13 protein-coding genes and 1 pseudogene are annotated in these 14,600 nt (G+C 35.6%); 10 read left to right on the forward strand and 4 right to left on the reverse strand.

Annotation, left to right across the window (positions count from 1 at the left end; all coding sequences use genetic code 11):
- Positions 1 to 129 precede the first annotated feature (129 nt).
- The 5 genes from BBH99_RS01005 (at position 130) to BBH99_RS01025 (ending at position 7,092) form a co-directional block, all read left to right on the forward strand.
- Positions 130 to 1,554 (forward strand): glycoside hydrolase family 30 protein, encoded by a 1,425-nt coding sequence (locus BBH99_RS01005; protein ID WP_066690801.1) that lies wholly within the window; start codon positions 130 to 132, stop codon positions 1,552 to 1,554.
- A 10-nt stretch (positions 1,555 to 1,564) separates the two neighbouring features.
- A complete protein-coding gene (gene bglX / locus BBH99_RS01010) occupies positions 1,565 to 3,787 on the forward strand; it encodes a beta-glucosidase BglX (protein WP_066690804.1) in 2,223 nt (740 codons plus the stop codon).
- An 81-nt stretch (positions 3,788 to 3,868) separates the two neighbouring features.
- Positions 3,869 to 4,678, forward strand: a complete 810-nt coding sequence (locus tag BBH99_RS01015; protein ID WP_066690805.1) for a glycoside hydrolase family 16 protein — start codon at positions 3,869 to 3,871, stop codon at positions 4,676 to 4,678.
- A gap of 38 nt (positions 4,679 to 4,716) precedes the next feature.
- Positions 4,717 to 6,156, forward strand: coding sequence for a glycoside hydrolase family 30 protein (locus BBH99_RS01020; protein WP_066690807.1), 1,440 nt, complete (start codon positions 4,717 to 4,719; stop codon positions 6,154 to 6,156).
- Between the two features lie 171 nt (positions 6,157 to 6,327).
- The gene (locus tag BBH99_RS01025) at positions 6,328 to 7,092 is read left to right on the forward strand and encodes a hypothetical protein (RefSeq protein WP_066690809.1); all 765 of its coding nucleotides are present in this window, start codon (positions 6,328 to 6,330) and stop codon (positions 7,090 to 7,092) included.
- A 121-nt stretch (positions 7,093 to 7,213) separates the two neighbouring features.
- On the opposite strand, the gene BBH99_RS01030 is transcribed toward BBH99_RS01025, so the two are convergent.
- Both BBH99_RS01030 and BBH99_RS01035 read right to left on the reverse strand, forming a co-directional pair.
- Positions 7,214 to 8,023 carry an enoyl-ACP reductase FabI gene (locus BBH99_RS01030; RefSeq protein WP_062670284.1) on the reverse strand — a complete coding sequence of 270 codons (810 nt, stop codon included), beginning with the start codon at positions 8,021 to 8,023 and terminating at the stop codon, positions 7,214 to 7,216.
- Positions 8,024 to 8,143: 120 nt separating this feature from the next.
- Entirely contained in the window at positions 8,144 to 8,443 is a 300-nt protein-coding gene (locus BBH99_RS01035) for a hypothetical protein (RefSeq protein WP_073300121.1), read from the reverse strand.
- Between the two features lie 137 nt (positions 8,444 to 8,580).
- On the opposite strand from BBH99_RS01035, the gene BBH99_RS01040 reads away from it, so the two are divergent.
- From BBH99_RS01040 to BBH99_RS01055, 4 genes are all read left to right on the forward strand, one after another.
- Complete coding sequence (locus BBH99_RS01040; protein ID WP_066690812.1) at positions 8,581 to 9,138, forward strand: DNA-3-methyladenine glycosylase I; 558 nt, start codon at positions 8,581 to 8,583, stop codon at positions 9,136 to 9,138.
- Positions 9,139 to 9,396: 258 nt separating this feature from the next.
- On the forward strand, positions 9,397 to 10,674 hold the full coding sequence (locus BBH99_RS01045; protein WP_066690814.1) for a hypothetical protein: 1,278 nt from the start codon (positions 9,397 to 9,399) through the stop codon (positions 10,672 to 10,674).
- A gap of 206 nt (positions 10,675 to 10,880) precedes the next feature.
- Positions 10,881 to 11,309 (forward strand): MarR family winged helix-turn-helix transcriptional regulator, encoded by a 429-nt coding sequence (locus tag BBH99_RS01050; RefSeq protein ID WP_066690816.1) that lies wholly within the window; start codon positions 10,881 to 10,883, stop codon positions 11,307 to 11,309.
- Positions 11,306 to 12,073 carry a Rossmann-fold NAD(P)-binding domain-containing protein gene (locus BBH99_RS01055; protein WP_066690819.1) on the forward strand — a complete coding sequence of 256 codons (768 nt, stop codon included), beginning with the start codon at positions 11,306 to 11,308 and terminating at the stop codon, positions 12,071 to 12,073. Before BBH99_RS01050 ends, BBH99_RS01055 begins: the two co-directional genes overlap by 4 nt.
- A 251-nt stretch (positions 12,074 to 12,324) precedes the next feature.
- On the opposite strand, the gene BBH99_RS01060 is transcribed toward BBH99_RS01055, so the two are convergent.
- Together BBH99_RS01060 and BBH99_RS01065 are read right to left on the reverse strand one after the other, a co-directional pair.
- Positions 12,325 to 13,179, reverse strand: a complete 855-nt coding sequence (locus BBH99_RS01060; protein WP_066690820.1) for a nucleoside phosphorylase — start codon at positions 13,177 to 13,179, stop codon at positions 12,325 to 12,327.
- Positions 13,180 to 13,197: 18 nt separating this feature from the next.
- On the reverse strand, positions 13,198 to 13,680 hold the full coding sequence (locus tag BBH99_RS01065) for a hypothetical protein (protein WP_066690821.1): 483 nt from the start codon (positions 13,678 to 13,680) through the stop codon (positions 13,198 to 13,200).
- A 229-nt stretch (positions 13,681 to 13,909) separates the two neighbouring features.
- On the opposite strand from BBH99_RS01065, the pseudogene BBH99_RS01070 reads away from it, so the two are divergent.
- Positions 13,910 to 14,600, forward strand: a pseudogene (locus BBH99_RS01070) (cytochrome-c peroxidase); the annotation flags it as partial.

A 14,600-nucleotide genomic window follows, 5' to 3' on the forward strand; every position in this document is an offset into this window, starting at 1 on the left:
TGTAAGATGGGGAGATGCCCCTTCAAAACTTGCATTTAAAGGATTTAAAGCCAACAAGAATGAAATTCTACCCATTCCGTTTAATGAGCTGCCGAATACATCGCTGCACCAAAATCCGGGATATTAAATATGAAGTTTCACAACTTATATAGTTTCTTTAAAGGTACTGCACTGCTTTGCGGTGTGGTACTTTTTCCTTTATCGTGTACCTCTGTTGCTCAGAAGAAAGGTAATGAAGTTCACTATTGGCTCACCAAAGGAGATGAAAGTATCAAATTACAGCCCCAAACTCCAATCAGATTTGTAAATACCTCCAATAACTTTCAGAATATTGAAATTGATGACACTCAAAAGTTTCAATATATTGACGGTTTCGGATATACATTAACAGGAGGAAGTGTTGAGGTTATTAATCATTTGTCACCTGTCAAAAGAAAAGCTTTACTGAATGAACTTTTTGGAAACGATAAAAACTCTATTTCCATCAGTTATTTGAGATTAAGCATTGGTGCTTCAGATTTGGATGGTGAAGTTTTTTCCTATAACGATCTTCCGGAAGGAGAGACGGATATTTCTCTTTCCAAATTCAGTTTAGTAAAAGATAAAGACTTGATTGCTATGCTGAAGGAGATTTTAGCTCTCAATCCAAAGATTAAAATTATTGCAACACCATGGTCGGCACCAGTCTGGATGAAAGATAACGGCAAGTCTAAAGGTGGAAGCTTAAAACCTGAGTTTTATGAAACCTATGCCCGATATTTCGTAAAATATATCCAGGGAATGAAAAAGGAAGGAATCACTATTGATGCTGTCACTCCGCAAAATGAGCCTTTACATCCTGGGAATAATCCAAGTATGTATATGTCATCCGATCAGCAGAGAGATTTTATCAAAGGGTATTTGGGGCCTGTTTTTAAGAACAATAAAATAAAAACAAAGATTGTGGTATATGACCATAACTGTAACAAACCCGAATATGCGCTTGATATTCTGAAAGATACTGAAGCTTATCAGTATATTGACGGATCTGCTTTTCATCTGTATGAAGGTGATATCTCAGCATTAAGCACTGTTCATGATGCTTTTCCTGATAAAAATCTATATTTTACCGAACAATGGACAGGATCCAAAGGAACATTCAATGAAGATCTGAACTGGCACATGAAAAATGTGATCATCGGCTCCATGAGGAACTGGAGTAAAACCGCTTTGGAATGGAATCTTGCCAATGATCCGAAATATGGTCCCCATACAGACGGGGGATGTACAGAATGTAAAGGAGCTATTACTGTTTCAGACAGGGATAATTTCACCAGAAATGTAGCTTATTATATTGTGGCCCATGCGTCTAAGTTTGTACCAGCAGGTTCACAGCGTATTGCTTCCACACAGACAAAATATTTATCAACAGCAGCATTTAAAACTCCAACCGGAAAAACTGTGCTGATTGTTCATAATGACCATAAAGTTATTGAAAATTTTAATATTAAATTTGCCGGAAAGATCGCTACAGTAAACATTCCTGGGCAATCTGCCGCAACCTATATTTTTTAATCGGATAAGTATGAAGAGAGTTTATTTCTTACTGGCGTTCTCAGCACTTGGAATGAGCGTCTACGGACAGAAAACAACAGATCAGAGAGTAGCAGAACTTTTATCTAAAATGACACTGGAAGAAAAAGTAGGACAGATGGTGCAGTACAGTGGATTTGAATACGCCACAGGACCTCAGCATTCCAATTCAGCGGCAGTGTTAGACGAAATCAAAAAAGGAAAAGTTGGTTCTATGCTTAATGTTGCCGGAGCAGAAGAAACCAGAGCATTTCAGAAACTGGCCATGCAATCCCGGCTGAAGATTCCTTTATTGTTCGGGCAGGATGTTATTCATGGCTACAGGACTACTTTTCCTGTCAATATTGGACAGGCAGCAAGTTGGGACCTGGGAATGATAGAAAAATCAGAAAGAATTGCAGCTACAGAAGCGTCTGCTTATGGTATTCACTGGACTTTTGCGCCGATGGTAGATATTGCCAGGGACCCAAGGTGGGGAAGAGTGATGGAGGGTTCGGGAGAAGATACTTACCTCGGAACTCAAATCGGGTTGGCAAGAATTAAAGGATTTCAGGGAAAAGGATTAGGAAGCCTCGATGCCATTATGGCCTGTGCAAAACATTTTGCAGCATATGGTGCTGCGATAGGAGGAAGAGACTATAATTCTGTTGACATGAGCCTCAGACAGCTCAATGAAACCTACCTTCCACCTTTTAAAGCTGCAGCGGAGGCAGGAGTGGCTACGTTCATGAATTCTTTCAATGATATCAACGGAATTCCAGCCACAGCCAATCAATATATCCAGAGAAATTTACTGAAAGGAAAATGGAATTATAAAGGTTTTGTGGTTTCGGACTGGGGAAGTATTGGAGAAATGATTCCTCACGGATATGCAAAAAATAGTGCTGAGGCTGCTGAAAAAGCAATACAGGGAGGCAGTGATATGGATATGGAAAGCCGGGTGTATATGGCAGAACTTCCAAAACTTGTTAAAGAAGGAAAAGTAGATGCTAAACTGGTGGATGATGCTACAGGAAGAATTTTAACCAAAAAATTCGAGATGGGGCTTTTCGATGATCCTTATCGGTTCAGTAATGAAAAAAGACAGAAAGAACAGCTAAATAACCAGGAAAATAGAAAATTCGGAAGAGAATTCGGATCTAAAAGTATCGTTCTTCTTAAAAATAAAGAGAATATCCTTCCGCTTTCAAAGACAGTAAAGACAGTGGCTTTGATTGGTCCGTTCGGAAAGGAAACCGTAGCTAATCATGGGTTTTGGTCTATTGCTTTTAAAGATGATCTCCAGAGAATTGTTTCACAGTTTGATGGGATTAAAAATCAACTCGATAAAAACTCTACCTTATTGTATGCAAAAGGATGTAATGTAGATGATCAGGACAAAACAATGTTTGCAGAAGCAATAGAGACAGCCAGAAAATCAGATGTGGTGATTATGACTTTAGGAGAAGGGCATGCGATGAGTGGTGAAGCAAAAAGTCGCAGCAATATTGGCTTTTCCGGGGTACAGGAAGATCTGTTGAAAGAAGTTGCCAAAACAGGAAAACCGATTATTCTTATGATTAATGCAGGAAGACCTTTGATTTTCAACTGGGCGGCAGACCATATTCCTGCTATTGTTTATACCTGGTGGCTGGGAACGGAAGCCGGAAATTCTATTGCTGATGTTCTGTTTGGAACCGTAAACCCAAGTGGAAAACTTCCGATGACTTTTCCAAGAAATGAAGGACAGATTCCGGTTTATTATAATCATTACAATACGGGCAGACCAGCAAAAAATAATACAGACAGAAATTATGTTTCAGCATATATTGATCTTGACAATGATCCGAAATTCCCGTTTGGATTTGGATTGAGCTATACAGACTTTACCTATTCCGATATGATTCTAAGTTCCGAAAACCTGAAAGGAAATCAGAGATTAAATATAAGCGTTACTGTTTCCAACACAGGTAAATATGATGGTGAAGAAGTAGTGCAGCTTTATATAAGGGATCTTTTCGGAAAAGTAGTAAGGCCTGTAAAAGAATTGAAAGGGTTTAAAAAAATATTCATCAAAAAAGGAGAAAACCAAAAAGTAGACTTTACCCTGACTCCTGATGATCTGAAGTTTTTTGATGACGAATTGAATTTTGACTGGGAAGCAGGTGAGTTTGATATTATGGTGGGAACCAATTCTCAGAATGTACAAACCAAAAGAATTAATTGGCAGAAATAAACTCAATAGAAACGGGATTTAATTTTCTCAATATAAGGAAAGATCGTAAAAAGACTTTAAACATAATGACCATAACATTGTATGAATTTAAAATCCAAAAATAGTATCCGGCTTTGTGTACTTGCAATAGTAGCTTTATCAGTAACAAATTGTACATCAACCAAAGTTGATTCCAGCAGGAAATTAATCTGGAGCGATGAATTTAACGGAAAAGGACTTCCTGATTCTTCAAAATGGAATTATGATATTGGAGGGAACGGATTTGGAAATGAAGAAGCTCAGTTTTATACCAAAAACAGGCTGGAAAATGCCCGTATGGAAAACGGAAATCTTGTTATTGAAGCCAGAAAAGAAAATTGGGAGGAAAATAAATATACTTCGGCCAGACTTTTAACCAAAGGGAAGTTTTCTTTTCAATACGGAACCATAGAAGTACGTGCAAAACTTCCAAAAGGCAAAGGGACATGGCCGGCTATCTGGATGATGAGTGAGGGCATGAAGAAATGGCCGGATGATGGTGAGCTTGATATTATGGAACATGTAGGCTATAATCAGGGATATATTCATGCTTCAGTACATACCAAAAAATACAATCATATCCAGGGAACGCAGAAAACGGATACTCTGGTTGTAAAAGATGTAAGTGAAAAGTTTCATGTATATAAAGCAGATTGGACACCTGAGAAAATAGATGTTTATATTGATGATAAAAAGTTTTTTACTTATGAAAATAAAGAAAAAACGGGTGACGCATGGCCGTTTGACCGACCTTATTTTGTTATCTTAAATCTGGCTGTAGGAGGCTTTTGGGGTGGAAAGATGGGGATTGATGACAGTATATTTCCACAAAAATATTATATAGACTATGTAAGAGTCTATCAGAATAAATAATGAAAAAGAGAACCAGAAGGGTTCAAAAATAAAAAATCATGAAAAAACTAATCGTAAGTTGTTTTGTAATTGGTATTGCAGTTAATATCAATGCCCAGAATTATTGGAAAAAACATGAAGGTAAAACAGCTAAGGTAATTTTGACCAATTCTAAGGTCAACGAAAGAATGGCAGATAAAGGAGCTGTAAAATTTGAACAGTTTGGCCAGCCAAAAGAAACGGAAGCCTGTATTTTTGTAGCTCCCAATTTTAAATATCAAAAATTAATAGGAATTGGTGGTGCTATTACAGATGCAGCGGCAGAGACATTCTATAAGATGCCAAAGAATAAGCAGAAGGAAATCCTGGATGCTTACTTCGGAAAGAATGGGCTGGGATATACGATGGTTCGTACCAATATGAACTCCTGTGATTTTTCCAGCGATTCTTATACTTATGTAGAAGATAATGATACCTCTTTGAAAACCTTCAACGTTGCCCATGATGAAAAATATAAAATTCCATTGATTAAAGAGGCTCAGAAGGCCATTGGAAATAGTTTTACTTTTTATTTTTCTCCATGGAGCCCGCCAGCCTGGATGAAATCTAATAAAAGTTTATACAAAGGAGGAAGATTGGAAAACCAATATTACCAGACTTGGGCAGATTATTATATTAAATTTATCAAGGAATATGAAAAAAGAGGAATTAATGTCTGGGGATTAACTGTCCAGAATGAACCTATGGCTACACAATCCTGGGAATCCTGCATTTATACAGCGGAAGAAGAAGGAGAGTTCCTGAAGAATAATCTAGGCCCAACTTTATGGAAAAACGGCTATAAAGATAAAAAGGTAATGATCTGGGATCACAACAGAGACCTGATCTACCAGAGAGCAACCACTACACTCAGTGATCCGGAAACTTCAAAATACGCAAGTGGAATAGGATATCACTGGTATGAAACCTGGAACAACAAAACCCAGCTGTTTGATAACCTGGCAGAAACCCACAGGGCTTTTCCGGATAAATTCCTTGCGTTTACGGAAGGCTGTAAAGAACAGTTTGCGATGGACAGAATTTATGATGTAAGCCTTGGAGAGCTGTACAGCAAAAATATGCTGAACGATTTTAATAAAGGAAATGCTTTATGGACAGACTGGAATATTCTGTTGGATGAAACCGGAGGTCCTAACCATAAAGGTAATTTCTGTTTTGCCCCAATCATTGCAGATACGAAAACAGGAGAGGTATTTTATACTTATGAATATTACTACATCGGACACGTTTCAAAGTATATTAAACCTAATGCACAAAGAATTGGTTCATCTTCCAACAGAGCGGCTTTAACTTCTTCAGCGTTTATGAATGAAAACGGACAGCTGGTAACCGTGATCATGAACGATTCCGACAATGATATTGAAACGAATCTTTGGATTGAAGGAATGGCTGCCAAGCTGAATGCGCCAGCCCATTCTATACAGACCGTAATTTTATAACATCATATTACTATTATTTTAAATAGGATCGGCGGCCTCGAAGAGGCCGCCGATTTGTTTTTGTTTCTTTATTATGAATTATTTTTTTTGTCAAGAAATCCTATTTAATTAATATAGCAGCTTTGCTTAAGTAAATAATTTCTTTAATAATAATTTATAAAAAATATTCATATGGAATTTTATCAACATTACAGTGAGTTTTTAGGAAAACATAACATTTATAAAACGTTAACTACCATTAAACGTTATATTTATATTGAGGCAATTATTTTAATACTACTACTGATATTGGTAGGTATTGGAATGTATTTCTTTGTGAAAGATACCATAACCAATAATATACCTTTGTCTGAAGCGTATTTCGAATGGCCTTTTATTTTGATGATTAGTTCTTTGGCTGGATTATATATTTACATGGCAATTGATAGAAGAAGGCAATTTATTGATATTAAAAAAAGAGTAGGATATTTTAAACAAAATATGGTTGGTGTAATTTTATTTGGTATAAATTGGGATTCAATTGTTTTAAAATATCATTGGTTTGATAGTTTATACAATAATTATATATTTTTAAACAATAAAGAGTTAGAATTTTTTAAAAGTCAAAATGATAAAGAACTTGCTATCAAAACTATTCCTAAGTTTCCGTTTAATTTATCTAGCTTAATTTCAATAAGTTCACCTATTATCTCTACACTAAGTTTTATTCTATTAACTTTTGGAATAACAGGAAAAGAGCAAAATGTCATGATTATTTTAATATTATTGCTTATCAGTCCGATTTTTTTTGCTGTGATTATGTTTATCAGAGATAATTTTAATGAAAAAAAGAGTGATTACAAGAATATGCAGAATTATTCTTCCGTATTAGATTATATTCTAGAGAAAAGAAAGATGAATTCCTCTCTCCAAAATGAAGAGTTAATAGCTTCTTAAACTAATCAATGTTTTTAAAGAGTCCCTATATATCTAAAAGAAAATAAATGTTGGAAACGTAATAAACAAATCGGCGGCCTCGAAGAGGCCGCCGATCCTATTTTATCTTATACTAAATATATTATTCAGCATCATATTTACTAATTACTCTCTGAGTAACTCCTGAACTGCTGAAACCTCCATCATGGAAAAGGTTCTGCATCGTTACTTTTTTAGTAAGATCAGAGAATAGAGTTACACAATAGTCTGCACATTCAAGAGCTGTAGCATTTCCTAGTGGAGACATATCTTCAGCATAACCAAGGAATCCTCCGAAACCTTTCACACCGCTACCTGCAGTAGTCATTGTTGGAGACTGGGAAACAGTGTTTACACGTACTTTTCTTTCACCCCAATAGTTTCCGAAAGTTCTTGCAATACTTTCAAGATAAGCCTTGTTGTCAGACATATCATTGTAATCCGGGAATGTTCTCTGAGCAGCAATATAAGTAAGTGCCAGGATGCTTCCCCATTCATTCATACAGTCTTTCTCCCAAGCCACACGCATTACTTTATGGAAAGAAACTGCTGAAATATCCCAGCCTTTTTCCAACCAATCGTAGTTCATTTCCGTATAGTGTTTTCCTTTTCTTACATTGATAGACATCCCGATGGAATGAAGGATAAAGTCGATTTTACCAAATTTTGCAACAGCAGCATCAAAAAGTTTTTCAAGATCTTCGATAGAAGTAGCATCTGCACCTATAACTTCAGAACCTGTTTTTTCGGCTAAACCATTAAGTTCTCCCATTCTTAAAGCGATAGGAGCGTTAGATAAGATGAATTCTGCTCCTTCCTCATGACATCTCTCAGCAACTTTCCATGCGATAGATTGTTCATTAAGGGCTCCAAATATAATTCCCTTTTTGCCTTTAAGTAAACCGTATGACATAATTTTTTAATGTTTATTGAAATACAAATGTAGCAATAATTGTGGTTATGACATAATAAAAATGGAGCCTTATCAATTATAAGACCCCATTTTCTTGAAAATATTTATATGACTGAAATTTTAATTGGTTTTCTTGTTCCATTCTGCCTTCACATCTTCTGCCGCATCTTTAGTTTTTTCCCAAGCCTCATCTGCTTTATCCTTAATGTCTTCCCATGCATCGGATACATTAGCTTTTACCCTGTCTAGCCAGTCTTCCTGTTTGGCCTCTTCGTCATTATTCCTCTTTTCGTTGATATAATCCTTAGCTCTGTCTGCCAATTCATTGATTTTCCATTTGGCTTTGTCCGTTGCATTCTGTAAAGAATTTTCTACATTATTTACTGCATTTTCCGCTTTGTTGTAATCTGAATTGTTCATAATACTATAAATTTGGTTTGGTAGTATTGAATAAACAATAACTATTCCTAAAATAAGGCTCCTTTGTTAAACTTTTCATAATCTTTTGTTATACTTTTCTAAATCAATCTTACCTTTACTATTAAAATATAATAATTATGGAGAAAATACGCTGCGGTTGGTGTGAAAAAGATGATCTCTACAGGAAATACCATGATGAAGAGTGGGGAAGACCTGTCTATGATGATGAAACCATTTTTGAATTTCTTATTCTGGAAAGTTTTCAGGCAGGTTTAAGCTGGTATACCATTCTTTCTAAAAGGGAAAATTTCAGACAGGCTTTTGATCATTTCGATTATAAAAAGGTTGCTGTTTATTCTGATCAGAAAATAGAAGAGTTAATGAATAATTCCGGGATTATTAGGAATAAGCTTAAAATATGCGCTGCAGTAACCAATGCTCAGCAGTTTATGAAAGTTCAGGAAGAGTTTGGAAGTTTTTCAAAATATATCTGGGGCTTTATTAATGGCAAACCTATTGATAATAAACCAAAAGCTTTATCAGAAGTACCTGCCACCACAGAAATTTCTGATAGGATTTCCAAAGACCTGAAGAAAAGAGGATTTAAATTCGTGGGTTCAACCGTTGTTTATGCTCATATGCAGGCTACAGGTATGGTAAATGATCATATTGAAACTTGTTTCATTAGAAAGTGATACATTGTATTTTATTCAATTTTTAGTGATGTTTTTTATTAATTGTTTACTTATTGACTTCGGGTTTTATAGTTGCTTAATTCACCTGATGCTAATAAATAAAGAGGTATTTAACTTGTTGTTAATTAATGTATTTTTCAATTCTGTGTGATTATTTGTTCTTTTAGTCACATGAGTGTGTTTTAATTGTTGTATTTTCAATGAAATGTTGTTTTTATTGAAAAATTTGTATATTTGCACCCTCAAAAAACATAGGTGATGCAAAGAAATTATAAACTAAGACTGAGTTTTCTCTTTTTACTATTTGCTGTCTTTACATTTGCTCAGGTTGGAATCGGGATTTCAAATCCGGATACTTCAGCAATGCTTCATGTAAGTGCTAAAAATAAAGGAGTACTTCTTCCCAGTATTGCTCTTACTTCAGATACAGATGCTGTTACAGTACCTTCGCCGGCAGATGGACTTATTGTATGGAATAATGGAAAAGCGGGATTAACAGAGGCGGGATTTTATTATTGGTTCGCATCTAAATGGAACAAACTTTCTGTTGCTTCCAATACAACCAGTAAAGGAGATTCTGGAACAGGTTGGAACACAACAGGAGATAATACCGGAAATTATAGCGGAGCCAATACAGCTTTGTCATTAGGAACAAAAACAATGGATGACCTGATCCTTAAAGTAAATGCTGCTACAGCAGGAAGATTAGGTGTTGATAATTCGGTAAGTTTTGGATTAGGTGCTAATGCCGGCCAGAACGGAATTGCCATCGGAAGCTCAAGCTCTGCATTTCAGGGGATTTCCATTGGTAGTGCGGCGGCAGTGTCTGCAAATGATGGATTGGCGATAGGAAATAAATCCACAGCAGGTGCTTTTAAATCAACGGCAATTGGCTATAATGCCCAAACCAGCAAAAATGAATCCACAGCGATTGGAAATAACGCTTCAGCAGGAGGTTTTCAATCCATAGCAATAGGATATAATGCAAAAACAAATACAAACAGTGAAACAGCTTTAGGATATAATGCTGTTACCAATAAAGAAAACTCTACAGCAGTAGGCTCAGAAGCAAATGCTTTGGGACAATTTTCCACTGCAATAGGATATGGAGCAACTACCTCACAGGCCAATGCTATTGTGTTGGGGAATAATAATGCGAATGTAGGCATTGGCACGGGGGCTCCAAATACATCTGCAAGATTAGATGTAAACGGACAGTATAAACTCGGGGAAAGAGGAAGCATACAGAAAAACCAGATCAACTTTGAAGTATGGCCTGGAGTTTCCGTAAATAATCTACAACCCGGAAAATCTACCACTTTGGAAATTGCTGTTCCATCAAGTTTTCAACCAGGCTCAACCAGGGCTGTAGTTGTTGTTTCTCCGGCCGGAGATTTTGCAGGGAATTCAACATTCTCTATTTCTAATCCAAGAATGACTTCCACTTCAAGTATTGTAATTAATCTTACCAATATTTCAGGAAGTGCCAGCAGTCTGTACTCTGGTCATTTTTATGTGATGATTAATGAGTTTTAAATTTGATAATAAGTTTTATTATAGTTGATATGGTGTTAGGACCTCCGGTTTCGGAGGTCTTTTTTATTTGAACTCTCATATATCAATTGATAGAAGAGATTCTCTTAAAGATGTAATTAGGTATATGATTTCAAATGAAATAATTTGTAAACAAATATATTGTACACAAAATAAATTAAGTATTTTTGTATTTTAAACGATGAAATATGATTGCGCTGTCAGAACATTTATGCTTTAAGACCTACGCTGTTTCAAGATATATTACCAGTTTGTATAAACCTTATCTGGATGAGATCTCGTTAACGTATCCCCAATATTTAGTAATGCTGGTATTATGGGAGAGCGGAGAAATGAATATCGGAAAGATTGGTGAGCATCTTCATTTGGACAACGGGACATTAACCCCCTTATTGAAACGCATGGAAAAAAACGGTTTGCTTAAAAGAACCAGAAGCCAGGATGATGAAAGGGTAGTCCTTATCAGCCTTACAGAAAATGGAAGGGATCTTAAAGAGAAGGCAAAACATATTCCGGAAGCAGTTCAGGCCTGCTTTAATCTTGGTGAAGGGCAAAAGAAGCAACTCATGTCCGGTCTTGACGAAATATTATCAACACAATCTTCCTCTAAAATATGAAAAAAGTAGGAATTATAGGATACGGCTGGCTGGGAGCCAGAATTGCGGCATCCTTGTCTAACACATATAAAATATACACAACCACTACAACGGTTGAAAAAGCAGAAGAGCTCAATGCTAAAGGAGTACATGCCATGGTTGTTAATTTTCCGGATTATCAGCTTAGCGAACCATATCCTAAATGGGAAGCTCTGGAAAATCTTGATGTATTGATCATTACCATTCCAATTTCAGAGAAAAGTTGCTGTGTAAGCTCTTTATATAATAGAATCCGGAATTTATCATCCTTTATCGGAGAGTTTAAAGGACAGATGTTCTTAATGAGCTCTACAGGTGTTTATCCGGATACAGAAAAAGAGTTTACCGAAATTGATGTTCCTGTTGAAAAAATTTCAGGGGAGAGAATGGTAAGAAATAAATATCCACAGGTAAATATTTTAAGGTTAGGAGGGTTAATGGGTGATAACAGGCTATTAAAAAACTATAATGTTAGCAACCTGAATTTTGCTGTTAATCATATCCATTACAAAGATATTGCCGGTATTATTTTAAAGATGATCGAAAATGGAACAGAAAAGTGTTTATATAATGTAACCGCTCCGTTTCACCCGGCAAAATTTCAGGTTATCAATGCCCAGAAAAATATAGAGAATGGGGAAGAGCCGGAAGAAGTAAAGGGCAAGAAAATTTTATCTTCAAAACTGGTTTCAGAATTGGAGTATGTTTTTCAATATCCAGATCCAAGAAAATTTCATGAGATTTAATTCAAACCATTAAGGACATTGTTAATTAAGTTTTGGCTAAAGCCAATGGATTGGATATAAATTTAAAAGACGGGCTAAAGCCCGTCTCTACTGATGTTTTATTGATGTAAATCTATTATTGTTTATATTATCTTACAGCAATTTATCAAATTCAATAGGAGTGGGCTTTAGCCCACTCTAGAAATCAAAAAATAGTCAAAACAAAAGCCTCTGAAGTTTTTCCAGAGGCTTTTATTTATCTTTACAAAGGGCTATTTAATAATTCTGTCAAGAACCCAAGTAATCAGATTCTTCTCAGAATTGTGGTGGTCTGTAGAGAATTCACCACGTCTTCTGTTTGCCACTACGTTGTTAACTGTAATAGCTTTGTGACCTAGTAATTTTGAAAATGCATAGATTGCAGATGTTTCCATTTCAAAGTTGGTAACTCCAAGGTCATTCAATGTTTCAAGGAATTGATCATCTACAGCTTTTAGACGTAGCTGTCTTCCCTGTGGAGCATAGAATCCTGGGAAAGTAGCCGTATTTCCGTGGTATTTGGCATCTTTGTAATATTCACCCATTTCTTCTGCCCAGTCTGAGAAGTAAAGCATCGGTTTGATTCTTTCGTAAGGGAATCTTTCTAGGAAACTTTTAGAGAACTCATTTTCGAAACTGTAGTCCTGGTAGAAATGCATTAAACCATCTAATCCTACTACGTTTTGAGTAACCAGCATATTATCAACCTCTACATCAGGGTTTACACTTCCACAAGTTCCCATACGGAACAATTCAAGTGCTTTGTGCTCAGTTTTGAATTCCTTGTTTTTAAGATCAATATTAACAAGAGCATCAAGCTCATTCATTACGATATCAATGTTTTCCGTTCCAATACCGGTAGACATTACCGTGATTCTTTCTCCACGAAGCGTTCCTGTATGTGTATAAAACTCTCTTTTATTTTTTTTGATCTCTACGGTGTCAAAATACTTTGAAACCTTTGCTACTCTGTCCGGGTCACCTACAAGGATAATTTTATCAGCAATATCTTCGGGTAAAAGATTCAAGTGGTATACACTTCCGTCTTCATTCAGAATAAGTTCTGAAGCAGCAAGTTTGTTTAGCATAATTTATATTTTTTGTTTTTAATCAATGAAAATTGCTTCTTTATAAGGGGAAGCCATAAGTTGGTAAATAGAATCATATTCTTCAACAATCCTTTTTTGTCCGCCCATCACTTCATAAACTGTAACCACAGTTTTTTCAAAATTTTTGGGATCTTTTCTTTGAGAGGTAATCTCATAAAAATGATTGTCTTTATTAAGAACAGAAACCAGTTCTTCTTTGGTTGAATTATTAGAAGACATCATTCCAGGAAATTCCATGACAACGTCTTTAAGTTCTGCATAGCTTTTATAGGGTTTGATTACTCCGTTAGAATATACATACACATTGGGAACCGGTTTATCTTGTTCCAGGCGAACCAGATAATATTCATTTCCTTTTTTTTCGGCATATATAGCCATTTCCTGTTGTTTTGCAGGCTTATCCGTCTGCTTTTTCTTTTGTGAAAATACACTAAGCGAAAGGCAACTTGCTGCAATAGCAAACAATAGTTTTGTTTTCATAATTCTATTTTAGTTTTGATGTGTTGAATTTAATTAAAAAAATCCTCTCCCAATAACCTCTCGCCATTATTTTACCGGTATTTTAGAATAAACCGCCTATTAAAGAATAATGAATCCGATTTCGGGGTTTAAAATTAGTGAAAAATATTGTATCAAAAATATAAACATTATTTAATCTGCTATTAAAATTGAGATAACATCAGATTGATAGTTTTGTCGGTAAAAATTCATGAGATCTTATCCACTGCTTGTTGTTGTCCTTTTAATCGGATTTGCAGTAATGTCTTTCAATCCAGTTTACAAAGGAAAAGAAAGTGAAAATACATTTGTTAATAAAGGACTGTCAGATTTTAAAGGTAAGCTTGAGCAGCTGAAATCAGATGTCCGTAAGTTCTCTGAAGATCAAATTTCCATTGAAGAACTACAGGCATCATTAAAAAATACAAGAAATTCATTTAAAGAAATTGAGTTCTATATTGCCTATCATTATCCCGAATTTACCAAAACTCATCTGAATGCCGCACCTTTGTTCCATATTGAGGCCGCAGGAACATCAGCCTATACACTTCCACCAGAAGGATTACAGGTATTGGATGAACTGATATTTTCAGAAGAAGCAGAAGATCAAAAAGAAAAAATCAAAACGATCACAGATTTTCTCTACAATAGCTATTCTGGCTTCTATCTGAGCGCTATGAAAAACGGAATGAGTAAAGGAAATAACAAAACTTTACCCTTGCGTATAGAACTGATAAGGATATATTCCCTTGGAGTAACCGGTTTTGATACTCCGGGATCTCTGAATATTTCTGAAGAAACCGGTCATGCACTTTTGGGAATGCAAAAATATATTAGTGATGATCCTTATTTTAAAAATTATAATACTCAAAAAGCAGATCAAACCTTAACGGAAGCTATTA

The organism is Chryseobacterium contaminans (assembly GCF_001684955.1).
Taxonomy (GTDB): Bacteria; Bacteroidota; Bacteroidia; order Flavobacteriales; family Weeksellaceae; genus Chryseobacterium; species Chryseobacterium contaminans.

Bases quoted from the DNA above. Each gene is read 5' to 3' on its own strand.
- BBH99_RS01005 (WP_066690801.1), top strand. From the start codon at position 130: ATGAAGTTTCACAACTTATATAGTTTCTTTAAAGGTACTGCACTGCTT.
- BBH99_RS01045 (WP_066690814.1), top strand. From the start codon at position 9,397: ATGCAAAGAAATTATAAACTAAGACTGAGTTTTCTCTTTTTACTATTT.
- BBH99_RS01030 (WP_062670284.1), bottom strand. From the start codon at position 8,023: ATGTCATACGGTTTACTTAAAGGCAAAAAGGGAATTATATTTGGAGCC.
- BBH99_RS01055 (WP_066690819.1), top strand. From the start codon at position 11,306: ATGAAAAAAGTAGGAATTATAGGATACGGCTGGCTGGGAGCCAGAATT.
- BBH99_RS01020 (WP_066690807.1), top strand. From the start codon at position 4,717: ATGAAAAAACTAATCGTAAGTTGTTTTGTAATTGGTATTGCAGTTAAT.
- BBH99_RS01015 (WP_066690805.1), top strand. From the start codon at position 3,869: ATGAATTTAAAATCCAAAAATAGTATCCGGCTTTGTGTACTTGCAATA.
- BBH99_RS01060 (WP_066690820.1), bottom strand. From the start codon at position 13,179: ATGCTAAACAAACTTGCTGCTTCAGAACTTATTCTGAATGAAGACGGA.
- BBH99_RS01050 (WP_066690816.1), top strand. From the start codon at position 10,881: ATGATTGCGCTGTCAGAACATTTATGCTTTAAGACCTACGCTGTTTCA.
- bglX (WP_066690804.1), top strand. From the start codon at position 1,565: ATGAAGAGAGTTTATTTCTTACTGGCGTTCTCAGCACTTGGAATGAGC.
- BBH99_RS01040 (WP_066690812.1), top strand. From the start codon at position 8,581: ATGGAGAAAATACGCTGCGGTTGGTGTGAAAAAGATGATCTCTACAGG.
- BBH99_RS01025 (WP_066690809.1), top strand. From the start codon at position 6,328: ATGGAATTTTATCAACATTACAGTGAGTTTTTAGGAAAACATAACATT.
- BBH99_RS01035 (WP_073300121.1), bottom strand. From the start codon at position 8,443: ATGAACAATTCAGATTACAACAAAGCGGAAAATGCAGTAAATAATGTA.
- BBH99_RS01065 (WP_066690821.1), bottom strand. From the start codon at position 13,680: ATGAAAACAAAACTATTGTTTGCTATTGCAGCAAGTTGCCTTTCGCTT.